16 protein-coding genes are annotated in these 18,064 nt (G+C 42.9%); 15 read left to right on the top strand and 1 reads right to left on the bottom strand.

The features are described from left to right. The 15 genes from ACSLGF_RS15475 to ACSLGF_RS15405 form a co-directional block, all read left to right on the top strand. On the top strand, nucleotides 1-233 hold a 233-nt coding region (locus ACSLGF_RS15475), incomplete at its 5' end, for a hypothetical protein (protein WP_456006966.1). 35 nt (nucleotides 234-268) lie between these two features. After that, a complete protein-coding gene (locus tag ACSLGF_RS15470; protein WP_456006976.1) occupies nucleotides 269-2,341 on the top strand; it encodes a BglG family transcription antiterminator in 2,073 nt (690 codons plus the stop codon). Between the two features lie 15 nt (nucleotides 2,342-2,356). Then, entirely contained in the window at nucleotides 2,357-2,623 is a 267-nt protein-coding gene (locus tag ACSLGF_RS15465) for a PTS sugar transporter subunit IIB (RefSeq protein WP_456006964.1), read from the top strand. 25 nt (nucleotides 2,624-2,648) lie between these two features. Beyond that, nucleotides 2,649-3,911 carry a PTS ascorbate transporter subunit IIC gene (locus ACSLGF_RS15460; RefSeq protein WP_456006962.1) on the top strand — a complete coding sequence of 421 codons (1,263 nt, stop codon included), beginning with the start codon at nucleotides 2,649-2,651 and terminating at the stop codon, nucleotides 3,909-3,911. Between the two features lie 15 nt (nucleotides 3,912-3,926). Then, nucleotides 3,927-4,619, top strand: coding sequence for a D-allulose 6-phosphate 3-epimerase (gene alsE / locus ACSLGF_RS15455; protein ID WP_456006960.1), 693 nt, complete (start codon nucleotides 3,927-3,929; stop codon nucleotides 4,617-4,619). A 186-nt stretch (nucleotides 4,620-4,805) separates the two neighbouring features. After that, nucleotides 4,806-5,846 carry a LacI family DNA-binding transcriptional regulator gene (locus tag ACSLGF_RS15450; RefSeq protein ID WP_456006958.1) on the top strand — a complete coding sequence of 347 codons (1,041 nt, stop codon included), beginning with the start codon at nucleotides 4,806-4,808 and terminating at the stop codon, nucleotides 5,844-5,846. A gap of 218 nt (nucleotides 5,847-6,064) precedes the next feature. Beyond that, the gene (locus ACSLGF_RS15445; protein ID WP_456006956.1) at nucleotides 6,065-7,321 is read left to right on the top strand and encodes an ABC transporter substrate-binding protein; all 1,257 of its coding nucleotides are present in this window, start codon (nucleotides 6,065-6,067) and stop codon (nucleotides 7,319-7,321) included. Nucleotides 7,322-7,351: 30 nt separating this feature from the next. Further along, nucleotides 7,352-8,284, top strand: coding sequence for a carbohydrate ABC transporter permease (locus tag ACSLGF_RS15440; RefSeq protein ID WP_456006954.1), 933 nt, complete (start codon nucleotides 7,352-7,354; stop codon nucleotides 8,282-8,284). Further along, nucleotides 8,284-9,114: a carbohydrate ABC transporter permease gene (locus tag ACSLGF_RS15435; RefSeq protein ID WP_456006952.1), complete on the top strand. Its 831-nt coding sequence runs from the start codon at nucleotides 8,284-8,286 to the stop codon at nucleotides 9,112-9,114. The genes ACSLGF_RS15440 and ACSLGF_RS15435 overlap by 1 nt, the downstream gene beginning before the upstream one ends. 29 nt (nucleotides 9,115-9,143) lie before the next feature. Continuing rightward, nucleotides 9,144-10,475, top strand: a complete 1,332-nt coding sequence (gene melA / locus ACSLGF_RS15430; RefSeq protein WP_456006950.1) for an alpha-galactosidase — start codon at nucleotides 9,144-9,146, stop codon at nucleotides 10,473-10,475. 369 nt (nucleotides 10,476-10,844) lie between these two features. Beyond that, nucleotides 10,845-12,305 carry a CoA-acylating methylmalonate-semialdehyde dehydrogenase gene (locus ACSLGF_RS15425; protein ID WP_456006948.1) on the top strand — a complete coding sequence of 487 codons (1,461 nt, stop codon included), beginning with the start codon at nucleotides 10,845-10,847 and terminating at the stop codon, nucleotides 12,303-12,305. Nucleotides 12,306-12,529: 224 nt separating this feature from the next. Further along, nucleotides 12,530-14,074, top strand: a complete 1,545-nt coding sequence (locus tag ACSLGF_RS15420; protein ID WP_456006946.1) for a glycoside hydrolase family 43 protein — start codon at nucleotides 12,530-12,532, stop codon at nucleotides 14,072-14,074. A gap of 65 nt (nucleotides 14,075-14,139) precedes the next feature. Continuing rightward, nucleotides 14,140-15,405, top strand: coding sequence for a glycoside hydrolase (locus ACSLGF_RS15415; protein WP_370461104.1), 1,266 nt, complete (start codon nucleotides 14,140-14,142; stop codon nucleotides 15,403-15,405). Between the two features lie 143 nt (nucleotides 15,406-15,548). Next, complete coding sequence (locus ACSLGF_RS15410) at nucleotides 15,549-16,256, top strand: response regulator transcription factor (protein WP_456006944.1); 708 nt, start codon at nucleotides 15,549-15,551, stop codon at nucleotides 16,254-16,256. Nucleotides 16,257-16,258: 2 nt separating this feature from the next. After that, nucleotides 16,259-17,662 (top strand): ATP-binding protein, encoded by a 1,404-nt coding sequence (locus ACSLGF_RS15405; RefSeq protein WP_456006942.1) that lies wholly within the window; start codon nucleotides 16,259-16,261, stop codon nucleotides 17,660-17,662. Between the two features lie 52 nt (nucleotides 17,663-17,714). Here the strand turns inward: ACSLGF_RS15405 and ACSLGF_RS15400 are convergent, their stop codons facing one another. After that, nucleotides 17,715-18,023, bottom strand: coding sequence for a DUF4870 domain-containing protein (locus tag ACSLGF_RS15400; protein ID WP_456006940.1), 309 nt, complete (start codon nucleotides 18,021-18,023; stop codon nucleotides 17,715-17,717). Nucleotides 18,024-18,064: the final 41 nt, after the last annotated feature.

Below are 18,064 nucleotides of genomic sequence, written 5' to 3'. Positions count from 1 at the left end.
TCTTCACGATCAATATTGATCTCCTCATGAAGCTGATTTTGATAACTTCTCGTCTCTACTCGAACGATTTTCTTTTCAAGTTTTTTCTTATTAGCGTTCGCTTTTACATGACTGGAATCGCTGAAAGCACACTTAATCGGGTGTGCTTTTTCTTATGGAAAAAAGGGAACCCAAAAGCTGCACATCATAAGCTGAAGACATTTGGACTTCTTTGCCGCCAGTCAGTTGATTAGACTTATAACCAAAGGGAAGAAGGGAGGGATGCCATCTGTATTTAACCAAAAGAGGCACCACTTTATTATCGATGCTGCTTCACACGACATCCTATCTATCAATAGAAGACTTACAGAATCGACTGAATGTCTCTACTCGAACCGTCTACTCCGACATCAAACGAATGAATAACTGGCTCGAAACACATCAGCTTAGCCGTGTTCAGCGAAAAGAACAGTTTGGCTACTATTTAAATCCAAGTGAGAAAGAAGCGATTCTGAAAAAAGCAGACACCATTCTCGTCGGTCATGATTATGAACCATGTGTAAAGGAAAGGCGGGCAATTTTGCTCTTATCCATTGCATGCAGTGAGAAACGCTTGAGGATTGATGATTTCATAGAGATGACAAAGGTGAGCCGGAATACATTGCTTGAAGATATGAAACAGCTAAAAGAGGCGCTTTCAAAGCAGCAGCTCACGCTTCATTATCAGGCAGCCTGCGGCTATTTTTTGTCAGGTGACGAAAGAGCGATTCGATTGGCTTTAAAGCCCTATATCCACTTCATTCGAACAATGATCAAAAACGAAAAAACGTTTCCTTCGTTTTGGTTAAAGGGGCCAATTTCATATAAGCGGTTACACCTGCTCCTCCAGCACTCAGAACAAGAACTTAAGCTCGAGTTTGCAGATGACATGCTGGATCAGCTGTCTTTGGATCTCTTTTTCTACTTTAAGCGGATGAAGCTAGGACGTGCTGTACACATTTCAAACGAAGAAAAGCGTACATTGCAGGAAACAGATGAATGCTTGGCTGCTATTCGCTTCATGGCACAGATTCAAAAAGAAACCAGTCTTCATGTTCATGATGATGAAATCTATTTTCTTAGCACGCTATGGCTCAGCGCAAAGAAACAAAAGCTTCCATCAAGTAAAAAACCTGAAGAGCACCTCATTCGTACCATCGCCAGACAAATGATATTTGACTTTCAGCGGTATGCTTGCATTTCCTTTCAAGAGCCAGAAGCCTTGGAGAAAAACTTAACAATGCATTTAATTCCGGCCTATTACAGACTCATCTATCACGTTGGTATCATCAATGAATTAACAGATTCTATGAAAAAAGCACAGCCAGAGGTGTTTGAAATCACTCAAAAGGTCGCATGCCATTTAGAAAAGGCGACCTGTTCAAAGATGAGCGACCACGAAATTGCGTATGTTGCGATGCATTTTGGCGGCTGGATGAGAAGAGAAGGGATTTCACCGATTGAGAGGCGTTCTGTATACATTGTCTGCGGCGAAGGAATTGGCACAAGTCACATGCTGAAAACACAGCTGCTTGAATTAATCGGCTACATCGAGGTACGCGCTCTGTTATCTAAGCGTTCATATGAAGAATTGTCATCCATCGATGCCGACTTTGTTGTATCAACAACACCGATTTCGTTTAAAGGAAAACCCGTTCACGTCGTTCACCCTATTCTTACCGCCTATGAGAAAAAAATATTGCTCCAATATGGGGAAGGCGGGGAAACCAGGCTTGATGAGCAAAGGGTAGACGTTTTATTCAACATCATTCAGCAGCATACCATCGTACAAAATGAAAAAGCACTGCTTCGTGATCTTAAGGAGCTGCTTCATCCCGAATATGTATCCCATCAGAAAGGGTGGAAACCAGTGTTAAACGATTTATTAACAGAAGAAACCATTCAGCTCCAGCAAACAGCAGAAACGTGGCAAGAGGCCCTCGCAAAAGCAGCGCAGCCTTTACTCGATCAAAATGCCATTCAGGGAGGTTATGTGGAAGCCATGATTCAGTCCGTTCATCAAAATGGGCCTTATATTGTGATTGCACCACAAGTGGCGATTCCGCATGCCAGACCAGAGGACGGCGTGAACACATTAAGCATGTCACTCATGTCATTCAAACAGCCGGTTTACTTTTCAAAGGATGAAAAAAAGCAGGTTCGGCTCGTCTTTGTGCTAGCTGCCATTGACAGTATGACTCACCTGAAAGCACTCAAACAGCTAACGATGCTGCTAAGTGATGAAAAACGAATCCAACAATTAATTGAAGCAGAGGAATTAGCATCGATTCAAGAACTAATTGATCAATTTTCACAAGTATAAAGGGGGAAAAAGAGAATGAAAAAAATTCTTGTTGTGTGCGGAAACGGATTAGGAAGCAGCTTTATTGTAGAAATGAATGTCAAAAAAGCTTTAGAAGAGTTAGGCCTTTTAGCTAAAGTGGATCATACCGATCTCAGTACAAGTAAAAATGAAAAAGCCGATCTGTATATCGGAGCAAAAGACATTATTGATCAACTGGATGACGGTACAAGAAAGGTTGCTGGATTAAATAACTTGTTAGACCAGGAAGCCATTAAAGACGTTCTTCGCAAACACATATAGGTCAGGAAAAAGGGGGATTCACATCATGATAGAACTGATCATGAACGATATATTGGGCACACCTGCAATTCTCATCGGTTTGTTTGCACTAGCCGGTTTACTTTTGCAGAAAAAATCAGCCGCAGATACCGTGTCAGGCACCTTGAAAACAACCATGGGATTCTTAATATTAGGAGCCGGTGCCACAGTCGTGTCTGATTCACTTGGTGTTTTTCGAAAAATGTTTGAAGCAGCCTTTCACATTCAAGGAGTTGTTCCAAATACAGATGCCATGGCGGCCATTGCCCAAAAGGAATTCGGTACACAGACAGCGCTCATTATGATTTTTGGCATGCTTGTCAATCTGTTACTGGCAAAATTCACACCCTTTAAATACGTCTTTTTAACAGGTCACCATACCTTATATATGGCTGCGATGCTCGCAGTCGTTCTCTCGACAGCCGGAATGCACGGAGCGCTCCTTGTCACCACCGGTTCGATCATATTAGGTACAGCTATGGTCATTGCACCCGCTATCCTTCAGCCCTATACAAGGAAAGTCACCGGAAACGATGATCTCGCGCTCGGCCACTTCAGTACCTTCGGTTATTTTACAGCGGGAATGATCGGCAAATGGGTAGGCCGTCCAGAGAAATCAACAGAGACCATTCAAGTGCCTAAATCACTCGGCTTTCTAAGAGATACATCTGTTGCGATTTCGATCACAATGGCTTTGCTGTTCTTTGCGATCGCACCGTTTGCAGGGATTCCCTTTATAGAACAGATTAGCGGAGGCACGAATTTCGCCGTCTTTATTCTCATCCAGGCCATTACCTTTGCAGCTGGTGTATATATTATTTTAGCAGGGGTTCGGATGGCAATTGGTGAAATCGTGCCTGCTTTTAAAGGCATTGCCGATCGCTTTGTGAAAGGAGCAAAGCCGGCACTTGATGCGCCAACCGTTTTTCCATTTGCTCCAAATGCGGTCATCATCGGTTTTTTATGCAGCTTTGCAGGAGGAATTTTGTCCATTTTCCTTTTGCCTTTGTTTGGTTTAACTGTGATTGTTCCTGGTCTTGTCCCGCACTTTTTTTGCGGCGCCACAGCGGGGGTTTATGGCAATGCAACAGGAGGGATTAGAGGAGCGGTAGCCGGCGCCTTTGTGAACGGATTACTTCTTTCATTCTTACCTGCTTGTTTATTACCTGTATTAGGAACACTTGGCTTTGAAGGTACAACCTTTGGAGATACGGATTTTGGCATCATCGGTATCTTGATCGGATTGGTCAAATTTTTATTTCAGCTTTAAGAAAGGAGGAGGAGAATGAAGGCATTTTTTTCACCTTCACTGATGTGCATGGATTTAACGCACTTCCGTGAACAAATTCACATTCTTAACACGAGAGCAGATCGGTATCATGTCGACGTCATGGATGGTCATTACGTGAAGAATATCACCTTATCACCCTTTTTCATTGAACAGCTTCGGAAACTGACAGATGTACCGATTGATGTTCACCTTATGGCCGAACACCCCCAGGAATTTTTAATCGATGCATGTATTGATGCAGGCGCAACCATGATTTGTTTACACTCAGAAGTCGTGCAAAAAGACGTCTTTCGAATCATCCGGCATATCCACCAAAGAAAGTGTGAGGTCGGCTTTGTCTTAAATCCTGCCACACCAGTTGCGGCGTTAGATGCTTTTATTCATTTAATAGACCGAGTGACGATCATGACGATCGATCCAGGCTTTGCCGGACAGCCTTTTATTCAAGAAATGCTTCAGAAAATCAAAGAAGTGAAGGATGTAAAAGAGAAGGGAGGATACTCGTTTTCAATCGAAGTAGACGGCTCTTGTAATGAAAACACCTTCCGCCTCCTTGCTGAGGCTGGAAATGAGATCTACATCATCGGCACCTCAGGCTTATTTGGACTTCATGAACAACTCGACATCGCCTGGGAAACAATGAAGCAATTATTTGCAAAAGAAACAGCCGCAATTGAATCACCTTAGTAAAAGAGAGGATGAAACCCATCCTCTTTTTTACGTAAATTTACTAAAATCACGGCACATTCACCAACATATACTCAAAAACATGACTAAAAGCGCAAATTTATAATTGAAAGCGCTTTATTTATGTGTTATTCTGCAAATATCTTTAGTAAACATTTAGTCAAATAAGCCGTGAGGAGTTTGCCTATGACCACACTCAAAGATATTGCTCATGATGCAAAAGTGTCCGTTTCTACTGTATCCCGTGTGTTAAATGGCGACCAAACGCTAGCCGTTTCACACGCAACAAGACAAAACATCCTCGACATAGCCAAAAAATTAAACTATACCCCAGTGAGAGCAAGAAAAGCCGATCAAGCAGAAGGAAAAAGCTCATCTGAATCCCCAGTCATCGGTGTCGTTGTCGCACAATCCATTGATGAAGAATTAAATGACCCCTTTTTTTCATCCATTCGAAAAGGAATCGAAAAAGAATATGCCAAACAAGACCTGTCCACCCTCCATACATTTCGCCTGAGAAGCATGGACAAAGGTGCGATGCTAAAGGATATAGACGGTTTGATCGTCATTGGACGAATCAGCCCCGATACTGTTGAAAAAATGACAAATCGCATGGAGCACATTGTTTTTATCAATCATTATGCAGATGAAGATTTGTATGATTGCGTACATGTGGACTTTGTCAGAGCGGCTGATCGCGGGATTCGTCATCTGCAATCTCTCGGCTACACACACCTAGGCTATATCGGCGGGAAAGAACGAGAACATTATTTCGAAGGGAACGCTGTCATTGAGGACGAAAGACAAACGACTTTTATGAAAAGAATGCAAGAGGCAGGAGGTCTTCATATGGATGATATCCACATTGGTGAATACTCCATGCAAGAAGGCTATACGCTTATGCAGCAAGCCATCGAAAAAGGAAATCTTCCAGAAGCCTTTTTTATCGGAAGTGACTCCATGGCGATCGGTGCTATGCGCGCTCTACATGAAGCGGGTCTCCGTGTGCCTCTAGATGTATCCATTGTTGGGTTTAATGACATTGAAGCCGCTTCATTTTCAAGCCCGCCGCTGACGACCGTCAAAGTGTATACAGAAGAAATGGGGGAAGTGGGTCTAAAGCTTTTGCTTGAACGGATACGAGGAAGAAAGCTGCCTCTAAAAGTCGTCGTACCAACTAAGCTCATTAAACGGGGCAGCACATGCCCCATCCATGAAAGGGGGTGAACCAAGATTTCAGTAAACAAAAAAGAGACAAAAAAGCAGAAAGGAAGCTGCTGAACATGATGGCCAGATCATGCTGAAAACAAGGCAGCTTACCGATATGCTCTCTTATCTCTTTGAAAAGAATAGAATTCCAGTATAATGGACTTCTTTTGTTTCCGCAACTGCATTGAATTCTAGCAATAATCGTCTGAATTTTCAGTGATCAAAAGGAGGAAACCATGAATAAAAAAATCATGATGATGTGTGCAGCCTTTTTCTTGACCGTTATTTTGTCTGCTTGCGGCAATAACGGCGCGTCTGAAGCAAATGGAAAGGTCACCCTGACTCTATTTTCCACGATGAGTAACAGCGGGGAAAGAAAAGCGTTTGAAGAAGTGATTCGTGATTTTGAAAAAGAACATGAAAGCATTCGGATCGATGCCAATTTCCCTGGCAACAGCTACGAAGATATGATACGCGTCAAAATGGGGGCAAACGATATGCCTGACCTATTTGATACACATGGCTGGGCGAAATTGCGCTATAACGAGTATGTGGCTGATTTAAAGGAGATGGACTGGGTCAAACAGCTGGATCCTTCACTCGACCAGATATTAAAGGACAAAGATGGCAAAGTGTATGCCTATCCGCTGAATCAAGCAAAGGACGGGCTCAGTTTTAATGCCAATCTTTTAAAAGAATACGGCATTGAAGTACCTAGAACACTAAATGAACTCAAAAGTGCTTTACAAACGGTCAAAGAAAAAAGCAAGGGAGATGTTGTGCCGCTCTGGATACCGGGAGGGGATAATTCAAATATCGCCCAAGTCTTTGATGAACTAGCCACGCCTTTATTAATCACCGATCAAAAACATCAATACAGTAAAGAACTTGAAAACGGATCATTTGATTGGTCTCACTATACACCGCTTGCACAGTTCATGAAGGAGCTGAAGGATCAAGACCTTTTAAACAAAGATGTCCTTACAGCGAAACTATCACAAGCTCCTGAGCTGATGGCGCAAAACAAAATTGCTTTCACTTTTGTCGGGGGATCTCTAGGTCCTGAAGCGACAGAGCTCAATCAATCGATCAAAGTAGGGACGATGCCTGTTCCAGCCATTCATGAAGGAGATAAGCAAAGCTGGATTGGCGGAGAACGGTTTACTGTCGCTGCATGGAAGGACTCCAAACATCTAAAAGAAGCAAAACAATTCATCGACTTTTTAGCAAAACCAGAAAATGCGAAGAAAATCGCAGAGGGCACATCCTCTGAAACCGCCTTAAAGCAGGTGAAAGCCAAAAACTATTACTCTACGTTTTACGAGCAATACGAACATATCAAGATTGAACCATATTTTGACCGAAAATACTTACCGAGCGGAATGTGGGCTGTCATGGCAACAACAGGTCAAGAATTATTAGCAGGCTCCATCACACCAGAACAATTATCAAAGAAAATGGAAGAGGAATATAAGCGCCTGAAAAAACAATAGCTGTCTTATGCTGAAACAGGAGTGAAGCCAATGAGTGACATCACAAAAGCAAAACAGGCGGCGACATTCACCTCTTTTCCAAAACAGAAGATGAAAAAAAGCCAGAATTCATCACTTTGGTGGATGTACATGCCAGCTGTTCTCGTGGTCAGTACCTTTATCATCTATCCCTTTTTTAACGGGATTCAGCTTTCTTTTACAAATTGGAACGGTTTCTCACAAAACGATGAGTGGATTGGACTTGATCAATACAAACGGCTGCTTCAAGACCCTACAACATGGCTTGTTGTCAAAAACACGCTTCTTTACGGAATCGGGAGCACAATTTTGCAAAATATCATTGGACTTGGATATGCTCTCCTGCTACATCAAAGCTTAAAGATGAGAGCCATCACAAGAACGGTGATCTATTTACCCGTCATGATCAGCCCAATTGCCATGGGCTATATTTGGTATTTTGTGTTTGCCTACCAAGGTGGTGCATTAAACGATGTTGTGACATTTTTTGGATTTGACCAAATGAATGCGCTCGGCAATCCGCAATTAAACACATGGATCATTGTGTTTGTCAATACGTATCAATTCGTCGGTATTGCAATGATCATTTATTTAGCAGGACTTCAAAGTATTCCAAAGGATTATTATGAAGCGGCACAATTAGATGGCGCGTCAAGCCTCCAGCAATTCAGGCGGATCACATTGCCGCTTTTAATGCCGTCCATCACCATTAATGTTGTGCTCAATGTCATTGGCGGACTCAAGCTGTTTGATGTCATTGTAGCACTCACTGGCGGCGGACCTGGAGATTCCTCACAATCGATGTCGACCTTTATGTATGATCTATATTTCAAACGTCAGGATGCAGGCTACGCAGCGACGCAAGGTGTTTTCATGGCAGTCATCATCCTTGTCATTAGTGTTGCAGCACTGATCTATTTCAGACGAAAGGAGACCGAGGTGTGATGGATAACGCCTATAAACGCAAGAAAAGATGGTACTCCTTACTGGCGCTATTGATTACATTGCTTCATTTGATTCCATTTTATATTTTGGTAACGACATCACTAAAGGGCATAGGAGATTTCAGCTCAAAATGGCTGTTTCCATCAACACTCCATTTTGAAAACTTTCGCATTGCATGGACAGAAGCACAGCTTGGCCAGTCCTTTTTGAATACAGTGATCATTACGTTCAGCTCGGCGGTATTACTCATCATCCTTGGATCTCTTGCAGCTTATCCGCTCGCAAGAAGGGTGACAAACCTCAATAAAGCGGTGTATCTTTTATTCATTGCGATTATGGTCATTCCGCCGCTCACAGCCCTCGTTCCCCTGTATAAAATGGTCGTTCAAATCGGGATGATGAACACCTATCAGATCGCTATTTTAAACAATGTGGCCGCTTTTTTGCCGCTGACGATTTTTTTATACGCAGGTTTTATCCGCTCGACCATTCCGAAGGAGCTTGAAGAAGCAGCTCGTATTGATGGAGCGGGGACACTCAGAGTCTTTTTCACCATCGTTTTTCCGCTGCTGAAGCCAATTACCGCTTCTGTTTTAATCATTGCCTGTGTGTATATTTGGAACGACTATCAATTTGCCATCTTCTTTTTGCAAGATAAAGAGATGCATACACTCACTGTCGCCTTATCCAATTTTTTTGGTCAAAATCAGCATCAGCTCCAGCTTGTTGGCGCCGCCGCTCTCATTGCGATGCTGCCAATGGTCACGATGTTTTTACTTTTGCAAAAATATTTTATTGCAGGGCTTTCCCAAGGCTCTGTCAAAGGGTAATCCAACATTTGTAAAAAGGAGAGTCGTCTATGTCTAAAATTACATTTATCGGTGCAGGGAGTACCGTCTTTGCTAAAAATATATTAGGAGATTGTCTGTTCGTCCCCGCACTTGCCGGCTTTGAATTCGCATTATATGATATCGACCACAACCGGCTGAAAGAATCAGAAACGATGCTGCGGCACTTAAAAGAAAACTACGCTGCAAATGTGACGATCCAGTCCTATCACAATCGTAAAGAAGCTTTAAAGAATGCGAAATATGTCATCAATGCCATCCAGGTTGGAGGCTATCAGCCTAGCACTGTCATTGATTTTGAGATTCCTAAAAAATATGGGGTAAGACAAACGATTGCTGATACGGTTGGCATCGGCGGCATCTTCCGTTCACTTCGAACCATTCCTGTGATGCTAGACTTTGCAAAGGATATGGAAGAGGTTTGCCCAAATGCCTTATTGTTAAATTACACGAATCCAATGGCCACACTGACAGGCGCCATGCTGCGTTATACACCGATCCAAACGGTTGGTCTTTGCCATAGTGTGCAGGTGTGTACAAAGGATCTGTTTGACTCACTTGAAATGGACCATGAAGGCATTGAAGAAAAAATTGCCGGCATTAACCACATGGCATGGTTATTAGAGGTGAAACGGGACGGAATAGACTTGTATCCAGAAATCAAAAGAAGAGCAAAAGAAAAGCAGCAATCGCGGCATCATGATATGGTTCGTTTTGAGCTAATGGATAAATTCGGCTACTATGTTACAGAATCCTCAGAGCATAATGCCGAATACCATCCTTATTTCATTAAATCAAGCTATCCAGAACTGATCGGTCAGTTTAACATTCCGCTCGATGAATATCCGAGGCGCTGCGAGGAACAAATCAACAATTGGAATACAATGAAGCATGATCTTGTGGGGAATACACAAATCACACATACTCGCTCTAAAGAATATGGTTCACGTATTATTGAAGCCATCGAAACCAACGCTCCCTTTAAATTTGGCGGGAATGTACTGAACACAGGAGGCCTCATTCACAACCTGCCTGAAAAAGCCTGTGTAGAAGTGCCGTGTGTTGCAGATCGAAGCGGCATTATGCCATGTTATGTCGGAGAGATACCTGAACAATTGGCTGGACTCAACCGGACCAACATCAGCTCACAGCTCATGACGATTGAAGCTGCGATCAGCGGCAAAAAAGAACACATTTATCAAGCGGCATTACTTGATCCACACACCAGCGCTGAACTATCGATTGATGATACCATCAAATTATGTGATGAATTAATTGAAGCTCATGGAGAGATGCTGCCAAATTATACAGAACCGAATCAATATACCGTATCAACGAAATAACTGAAATGAACCAGCCTTTACCTGATGCACAGCGCATCAGGTTTTTCTTATGTAGCAAAAAGATCATTGACTGAAAGCGTTTTTAATATTATGATTTTTTAAAGTTAACCAACAGTTAACCAATAATATATCACTAATTGATGATATTGTGGTGTCATATCACATAAACAAGGGGGGAGGAATCTGCGGCAAACAAGGGCTGACAGCACTTGACATTACAGCTTAGAGAAAGCTGTTTATCACAACGTCAACCAAAACAGCGGTTTGATTTGACAAAGAGTGTATACAGATGAACTCCCGTTAGATGAGACAATGACGATAAATAAACATCCTAAAAGCATGACATTCTTAACAAAGAGGAGAGAGAACATGACCAAAACAGATGTACAAACGTTGAAAAATTATATTGGCGGACAATGGATTGAGGCAGAAACAAGCCAAACGGAGGCTGTTTATAACCCGGCTACTGGCGAAGTCATCGCAGAAGTTCCACTTTCAACGAAAACAGATGTAGAACGTGCGGTACAAGCAGCACAAGAAGCGTTTACCACTTGGTCTAAAACAGCTGTCCCTAGACGTGCACGTATTTTATTTAAATACCAACAGTTACTCGTTGAGAAATGGGATGAACTAGCAGAGCTGATTACGATTGAAAACGGAAAAAGTTTAACAGAAGCAAAAGGAGAAGTGCAGCGCGGGATTGAATGTGTGGAATTTGCTGCTGGTGCACCGACCTTAATGATGGGAAAACAATTGCCAGATATCGCGACAGGGCTGGAATCTGGCATGTACCGATATCCAATTGGCGTCATCGGTGGTATTACACCATTTAACTTTCCGATGATGGTCCCATGCTGGATGTTCCCGCTTGCCATTGCTTGCGGCAATACATTTGTCTTAAAACCTTCAGAGCGAACACCCATTCTCGCTGCACGGTTAGCAGAACTATTTGAAGAAGCGGGACTGCCAAAAGGTGTTCTCAACATTGTAAATGGTGCTCGCGATGTCGTAAACGGCCTGCTTGAACATCAAAAGGTCAAAGCCATTTCATTTGTCGGCTCTCAGCCAGTCGCAGAATACGTCTATAAAAAAGGAACAGAGCATGGCAAACGTGTACAAGCACTTGCCGGCGCAAAGAATCACTCCATTGTTTTGAAAGACGCCGATTTAGATGCGGCAACAAAACAAATCATTGGGGCTGCTTTTGGATCAGCAGGAGAGCGGTGCATGGCCGCAGCCGTTGTCGCAGTTGAAGAAGAAGTGGCGGACGATTTGATTCAAAAATTAGTCGATGAATCCAATCAGCTCGTGATTGGAAACGGAATCGATGAAGATGTCTTTCTTGGTCCAGTCATTCGAAAGGAGCACAAGGAGCGGACGCTTCAATACATCCAATCAGGGATTGAAGAAGGGGCCAGCCTCATTCGTGATGGCCGGCAAGACAATGAAACAAATGGAAAAGGTTATTTTGTTGGACCAACGATCTTTGATCATGTCACACATCAAATGAAAATTTGGCAGGACGAGATTTTCGCCCCAGTCTTATCAATTGTCCGTGTTTCATCACTAACAGAAGCGATCGATCTGTCCAATCAATCAAAATTTGCTAACGGTGCCTGCCTATACACAGACAGTGCATCAAGCATAAGAGAATTTCGCGAAAACATCGAAGCGGGCATGCTGGGCATTAACATCGGTGTTCCCGCACCAATGGCATTCTTCCCGTTTTCCGGCTGGAAAGATTCTTTCTACGGCGACTTGCATGCCAATGGAACAGACGGGGTTGAGTTTTACACAAGAAAGAAAATGGTGACCGCTCGTTATATGTAGTCTCCATTCATTGAATAAAGAGGAAAAAATGCAGCTCCAAAATGGATGACTGCATTTTTTTGTTGCCTTCTAGTCAAAAGGTAAGGGTTTTCATCATGATTTTTGCAGTGATTTGCACTAGAAATCATCCTTTGTATTCATTCTTCATCACCACACATCAACATATTTTGAAATTGGGCGTAAACCCCAATATGAGGAAGATGAAAACAGGAGGAAATGAAACGATGAGGAAGAGGATGAAGTGCGGCGTAGGTTTATTAATTCTTGCTTTGGTACTGAGCTCTATACCGGTATATGATGCGAGTGCGGCAAGCACCCCAATTGCAAAACGAGTAGGGAATGCAAACCCGCTCATAGACCACCACTTGGGGGCAGATCCGTTTGCGCTCACCTATAACGGAAGAGTGTACATTTATATGTCAAGTGATGACTATGAATATCACAGTAACGGAACGATCAAGGATAATTCTTTTGCGAATTTGAATAGGGTCTTCGTCATCTCTTCGGCGGATATGGTGAACTGGACAGATCACGGAGCGATTCCAGTAGCTGGCGCAAATGGGGCCAACGGCGGGAGAGGGATTGCCAAATGGGCAGGCGCTTCCTGGGCGCCATCAGCAGCGGTGAAAAAGATCAATGGGAAGGATAAGTTTTTCCTTTATTTCGCAAACAGTGGCGGAGGGATCGGAGTCCTTACAGCAGACAGTCCAATCGGTCCATGGACAGATCCAATCGGAAAAGCGCTCGTCACGCCAAGTACGCCAGGCATGTCCGGTGTTGTATGGCTTTTTGATCCAGCCGTATTTGTAGATGATGACGGTACTGGTTATCTATATGCCGGCGGAGGCGTTCCAGGCGGTTCGAATCCAACGCAGGGACAATGGGCCAATCCTAAAACAGCAAGAGTCCTGAAATTAGGGCCAGATATGACAAGTGTTGCCAGCAGTGCATCAACCATTGATGCCCCTTTTATGTTTGAAGACTCGGGGATGCATAAGTATAACGGAACCTATTACTATTCGTATTGCATCAATTTTGGCGGCTCCCACCCAGCAGATAAACCACCTGGTGAGATCGGCTATATGACGAGCTCAAGTCCTATGGGCCCCTTTACGTATAAAGGACACTTCCTGAAAAATCCGGGCGCGTTTTTCGGCGGCGGCGGTAACAACCATCATGCTGTGTTCAATTTTAAAAACGAGTGGTATGTCGTGTATCATACGCAAACTGTCAGCTCAGCATTATATGGGGCCGGCAAAGGCTACCGTTCTCCCCATATTAATAAGCTTGTGCATAATGCAGACGGTTCCCTTCGAGAAGTAGCAGCCAATTATGAAGGGGTGAAACAGCTATCCAATCTGAATCCATATCAACGGGTTGAAGCTGAAACATTCGCTTGGAATGGACGCATTTTGACAGAAGCTTCCTCAGCACCCGGAGGACCGGCCAATAACCAGCATGTCACAAACATTCAAAACGGCGATTGGGTGGCTGTCAGTCACGTAGATTTCGGATCGAGCGGCGCTAGAACCTTTAAAGCCAATGTCGCATCAGCTACAGGTGGAAAAATAGAAGTACGCCTTGGCAGTGCAAACGGCAAGCTTGTTGGAACACTAAATGTTCCTTCCACAGGCGGAACGCAAAACTGGCGAGAAATAGAAACTGCGGTAAACGGCGCAACAGGCGTGCACAACGTATTTTTTGTCTTTACCGGAACAGGCTCTGGAAACCTATTTCAATTTGATTCCTGGCAGTTTACTCAAAGATAGCAAAGAAAGACAAAAACGGATGCTGCTATTTCTATAAATGTTTGATGGAGGAGTGGGGAAACTTGATGTCAATTGTAAAAAAACCAATTTGTACTTTATTGGTCTGCTTTACGATGCTTTCAGTCATGTTCATAGGACCAGGAGTGGCAGAGGTTTCAGCAGCAAGTGATGCAAATATTAATATCAATGCGGAAAGACAAGTGATTCGCGGCTTTGGCGGAATGAACCACCCGGCTTGGATTGGTGATTTGACAGCGCCTCAAAGGGAGACCGCCTTTGGCAATGGACAGAATCAGTTAGGTTTTTCTATTCTTAGAATTTATGTAGACGAGAACAGAAATAATTGGCACAGAGAAGTCGCCACAGCCAAAAGAGCGATAGAGCATGGAGCTTTGGTGATTGCTTCGCCTTGGAATCCTCCAAGCAATATGGTCGAGACCTTTAACCGTAATGGGACGTCTGCAAAACGGCTTAGATACAATCAATACGCAGCATATGCTCAGCATCTCAATGACTTTGTAACGTACATGAAGAATAATGGAGTAAATCTTTATGCCATTTCTGTGCAAAACGAGCCCGATTATGCACACGAATGGACATGGTGGACCCCGCAGGAAATCCTGCGTTTCATGAGAGAAAACGCCGGCTCCATTAATGCCCGCGTCATTGCGCCAGAATCCTTTCAATACCTCAAAAATATATCAGATCCTATTTTAAACGATCCGCAGGCGCTTCGAAATATGGACATTCTCGGTGCCCACCTTTACGGAACCCAAATCAGCCAGCTCCCATATCCTCTTTTCAAACAAAAAGGAGGAGGGAAGGAGCTATGGATGACAGAAGTATACTACCCGAATAGTGACAACAATTCAGCGGATCGCTGGCCTGAGGCATTAGGCGTTTCAGAGCATATTCACCATTCAATGGTAGAAGGAGATTTCCAGGCGTATGTTTGGTGGTACATCCGCAGATCATATGGCCCTATGAAGGAAGATGGGATGATCAGCAAACGCGGATACAACATGGCGCATTTCTCCAAATTCGTGCGTCCTGGCTATGTAAGGATTGATGCAACGAAAAATCCTGAACCGAATGTTTTCGTATCAGCCTATAAAGGTGACAATAAAGTCGTCATTGTGGCGATTAATAAAAACAACGCAGGAGTCAATCAACACTTTGTGCTGCAGAATGGATCTGCTTCGCAAGCGTCAAGATGGATTACGAGTAGTAACAGCAACCTTCAGCCTGGAACAGATTTAAATATATCAGGCAATCAATTTTGGGCCCATCTCCCGGCTCAAAGTGTGACAACATTTGTTGTGAAACGCTAAAGTCATCCGAATTGCAAAAAGCCAATTTTCTCACTCAAAAAAAGAAAATTGGCTTTTTTCTGTGGTCAAACGGTGTTGATTTATTCACTATGCATAAACATTGGGTATAATAATGACAATGACTTCATAGGAGTGATCAATGTATGTCACAGCTTCACAGCAAGGTATTAATTATAGATGACGAAAAAGAAATATTAGAACTGATCAACACCGTATTAACAAGAGAAGGCATTGATCGCGTGATCACTGCTTCGACTGCCCGTGATGGATTGGCAAAATTTCAGCAAGAACATCCCGATTTGGTCATACTAGATATCATGCTGCCAGACGGTGAAGGCTATGATATTTGCAAACAAATAAGAGAAATCTCCCATGTTCCGATTATCTTTTTGTCGGCAAAGGGAGAGGAAACAGACAAAATTGTAGGACTTGCGATCGGCGGGGATGACTACATTACGAAACCCTTCAGCCCTAAGGAAGTCGCCTATCGGGTCAAAGCGCAGCTGAGAAGATCATCTTACTTACAGCCTTCTCAAACCGATACCGTGATCAAAAAAGGACCCTTTGAATTAAATGAGCAACAAGCCGAGCTCACCAAAAATGGAGCGGCTATTGAGTTAACACCGAAAGAGCTTATGCTCATGACCTATTTCTTGCAGCACCCAAATCGCGTCATCAGTAAAGAAACACTTTATCAAACCGTATGGGGAGAAGACTTCTTCGGTTCTGACAATACGGTGATGGTTCATATACGTAGACTTCGGGAGAAAATAGAAGCCTCCCCGTCAACACCGGAGTTTCTCGTCACTGTCAAAGGGCTGGGCTATAAATTTGTTGTAAAGGATGCGTAAGGATGAATTGGCGATTAACAGGCAGATATATGGTCTCTGTCATTATCGTGACCATTATCACTGTCTTTATCAACTTATTTGGATTCATGATATGGCTTGTACTGCAAGCAAGCAGCCAGCATAGCGAAGAAAATACGCCCGAAACCTTCACAAGATCATTTGAGCAATATATCACCTTTTCCGATCAAGGAATCACCGTAAAAAAAGAAGGACAGCAGGCTTTAAAACAGCAAAATGCGTGGGTTCAAATATTGGACGAAAATGGACAAGACGTGTATCATACCCGAGCACCTAAAGGATTAAAGGACAAATATACACCTATAGAAATCGTGAACTTACATAAATATAAGGATAAGCAATTATTATCGACCATTTATGCCGGCGGAAAGAAAGGAAAGGGCAAGGAATACAGCTACTTTATCGGATTTAAGAATCCTTCACTCGGAAAATATCTATTCTCGTTCGACACGAAGGATTTAGTGACGAGATTCAATATCGGGACGATCATTTTATTATCAATAGATGCCATCATTGCGCTACTCATTGGCTATCTATTCAGCCGGCAGCTCACAAAACCGCTCGGCCGTGTCATTCATGGAATCCAGCGGTTAGCAAACGGAGATTACACGACAAACCTGCCAACTAAGGGGATGTATAAAGATGTCTTCTATAATGTCAATCACTTATCAGAACAACTAGCTTCAAGCAAAAAAGAAAAAGACAAATTAGAGCATATGCGGGAAGAATGGATCAGTCATATTTCTCATGACATTAAAACACCATTAGCTTCTATTCAAGGCTATGCTGAAATCATCAAAGATCCAAACTATCCTCTTTCAGGTCAAGAAATCAGACATTACGCCCACATCATTGAGAATAAATCACTGTATATCAAAGATGTCATGGAGGATCTAAATTTAACGTCAAGGCTGAAAAATAACGACGTGATGCTGAATAAAGAGCTAGTGAACATTGTATCCCTGCTTAGGGAAACGTTAATTGATATTTTAAACGATTCTAGATATGCGGATCAGTTGATTGAGCTTCAAACGAATGTAGAAAAACTGATGCTGAACCTTGATGCGATCTTGATTAGAAGAGCGGTCACGAATCTCATTTTAAATGCCCTCGTTCACAATGATCATGATGTGCAGATCGTTGTACAGATCGAACAAAAAGAACAAATCCATGTGACCATTAAAGACAACGGCAAAGGAATAGAAGAAGAGGAGCTAGAAAAGGTGTTTGACCGCTATTACAGAGGAACAAATACAGGAGGAACACATGCAGGCTCTGGTCTTGGGATGGCCATAGCAAAAGATATTATCCAAAAGCACGGCGGGGATATCACCATAAGCAGCACTTTAGGGAAAGGAACAACAATCGACATACAATTACCTTCATAGATGGCAATAAAAAAACGGTTCTGCCCAATAACAGAACCGTTTTTTCCACTTATTATTCTGAAAACACTTTGATTCCTTTGACAATGTTCCAGATGAAGAAATAGATCGCCACAAGGAATGTCACAGCATACGTCGCAAGCACGAAAGGCCCAGCATGTCTGATATCGTTCATGCCAAGTAAACCTGAACAGATGATGCCAATACCAAAAATCAAATAAGGAATCAGATGCGTCCACAACGATTTTTTCGCATGATATTTCACATCGTCCTGACCTAAGAAATAGACAATAATCGGAAACAGAAACGGCGCAAAAAATATACTGAAGTAACATAATGAAGACAAAATTTTATTTTCTCTCAAACCTTTTCACCTCTATGATTTATTTAAGGGGGAATCTTTTG

This window comes from Bacillus sp. A015, assembly GCF_053851875.1.
Note: the sequence above shows the minus strand (reverse complement) of the source record. Positions and strands in the feature narration are given on the sequence as shown.

Coding starts and splice junctions, on each gene's coding strand:
- alsE (WP_456006960.1), top strand. CDS start 3,927: ATGAAGGCATTTTTTTCACCTTCACTGATGTGCATGGATTTAACGCAC.
- ACSLGF_RS15405 (WP_456006942.1), top strand. CDS start 16,259: ATGAATTGGCGATTAACAGGCAGATATATGGTCTCTGTCATTATCGTG.
- ACSLGF_RS15435 (WP_456006952.1), top strand. CDS start 8,284: ATGGATAACGCCTATAAACGCAAGAAAAGATGGTACTCCTTACTGGCG.
- ACSLGF_RS15410 (WP_456006944.1), top strand. CDS start 15,549: ATGTCACAGCTTCACAGCAAGGTATTAATTATAGATGACGAAAAAGAA.
- ACSLGF_RS15425 (WP_456006948.1), top strand. CDS start 10,845: ATGACCAAAACAGATGTACAAACGTTGAAAAATTATATTGGCGGACAA.
- ACSLGF_RS15460 (WP_456006962.1), top strand. CDS start 2,649: ATGATAGAACTGATCATGAACGATATATTGGGCACACCTGCAATTCTC.
- ACSLGF_RS15420 (WP_456006946.1), top strand. CDS start 12,530: ATGAGGAAGAGGATGAAGTGCGGCGTAGGTTTATTAATTCTTGCTTTG.
- ACSLGF_RS15465 (WP_456006964.1), top strand. CDS start 2,357: ATGAAAAAAATTCTTGTTGTGTGCGGAAACGGATTAGGAAGCAGCTTT.
- ACSLGF_RS15415 (WP_370461104.1), top strand. CDS start 14,140: ATGTCAATTGTAAAAAAACCAATTTGTACTTTATTGGTCTGCTTTACG.
- ACSLGF_RS15440 (WP_456006954.1), top strand. CDS start 7,352: ATGAGTGACATCACAAAAGCAAAACAGGCGGCGACATTCACCTCTTTT.
- ACSLGF_RS15450 (WP_456006958.1), top strand. CDS start 4,806: ATGACCACACTCAAAGATATTGCTCATGATGCAAAAGTGTCCGTTTCT.
- ACSLGF_RS15445 (WP_456006956.1), top strand. CDS start 6,065: ATGAATAAAAAAATCATGATGATGTGTGCAGCCTTTTTCTTGACCGTT.
- melA (WP_456006950.1), top strand. CDS start 9,144: ATGTCTAAAATTACATTTATCGGTGCAGGGAGTACCGTCTTTGCTAAA.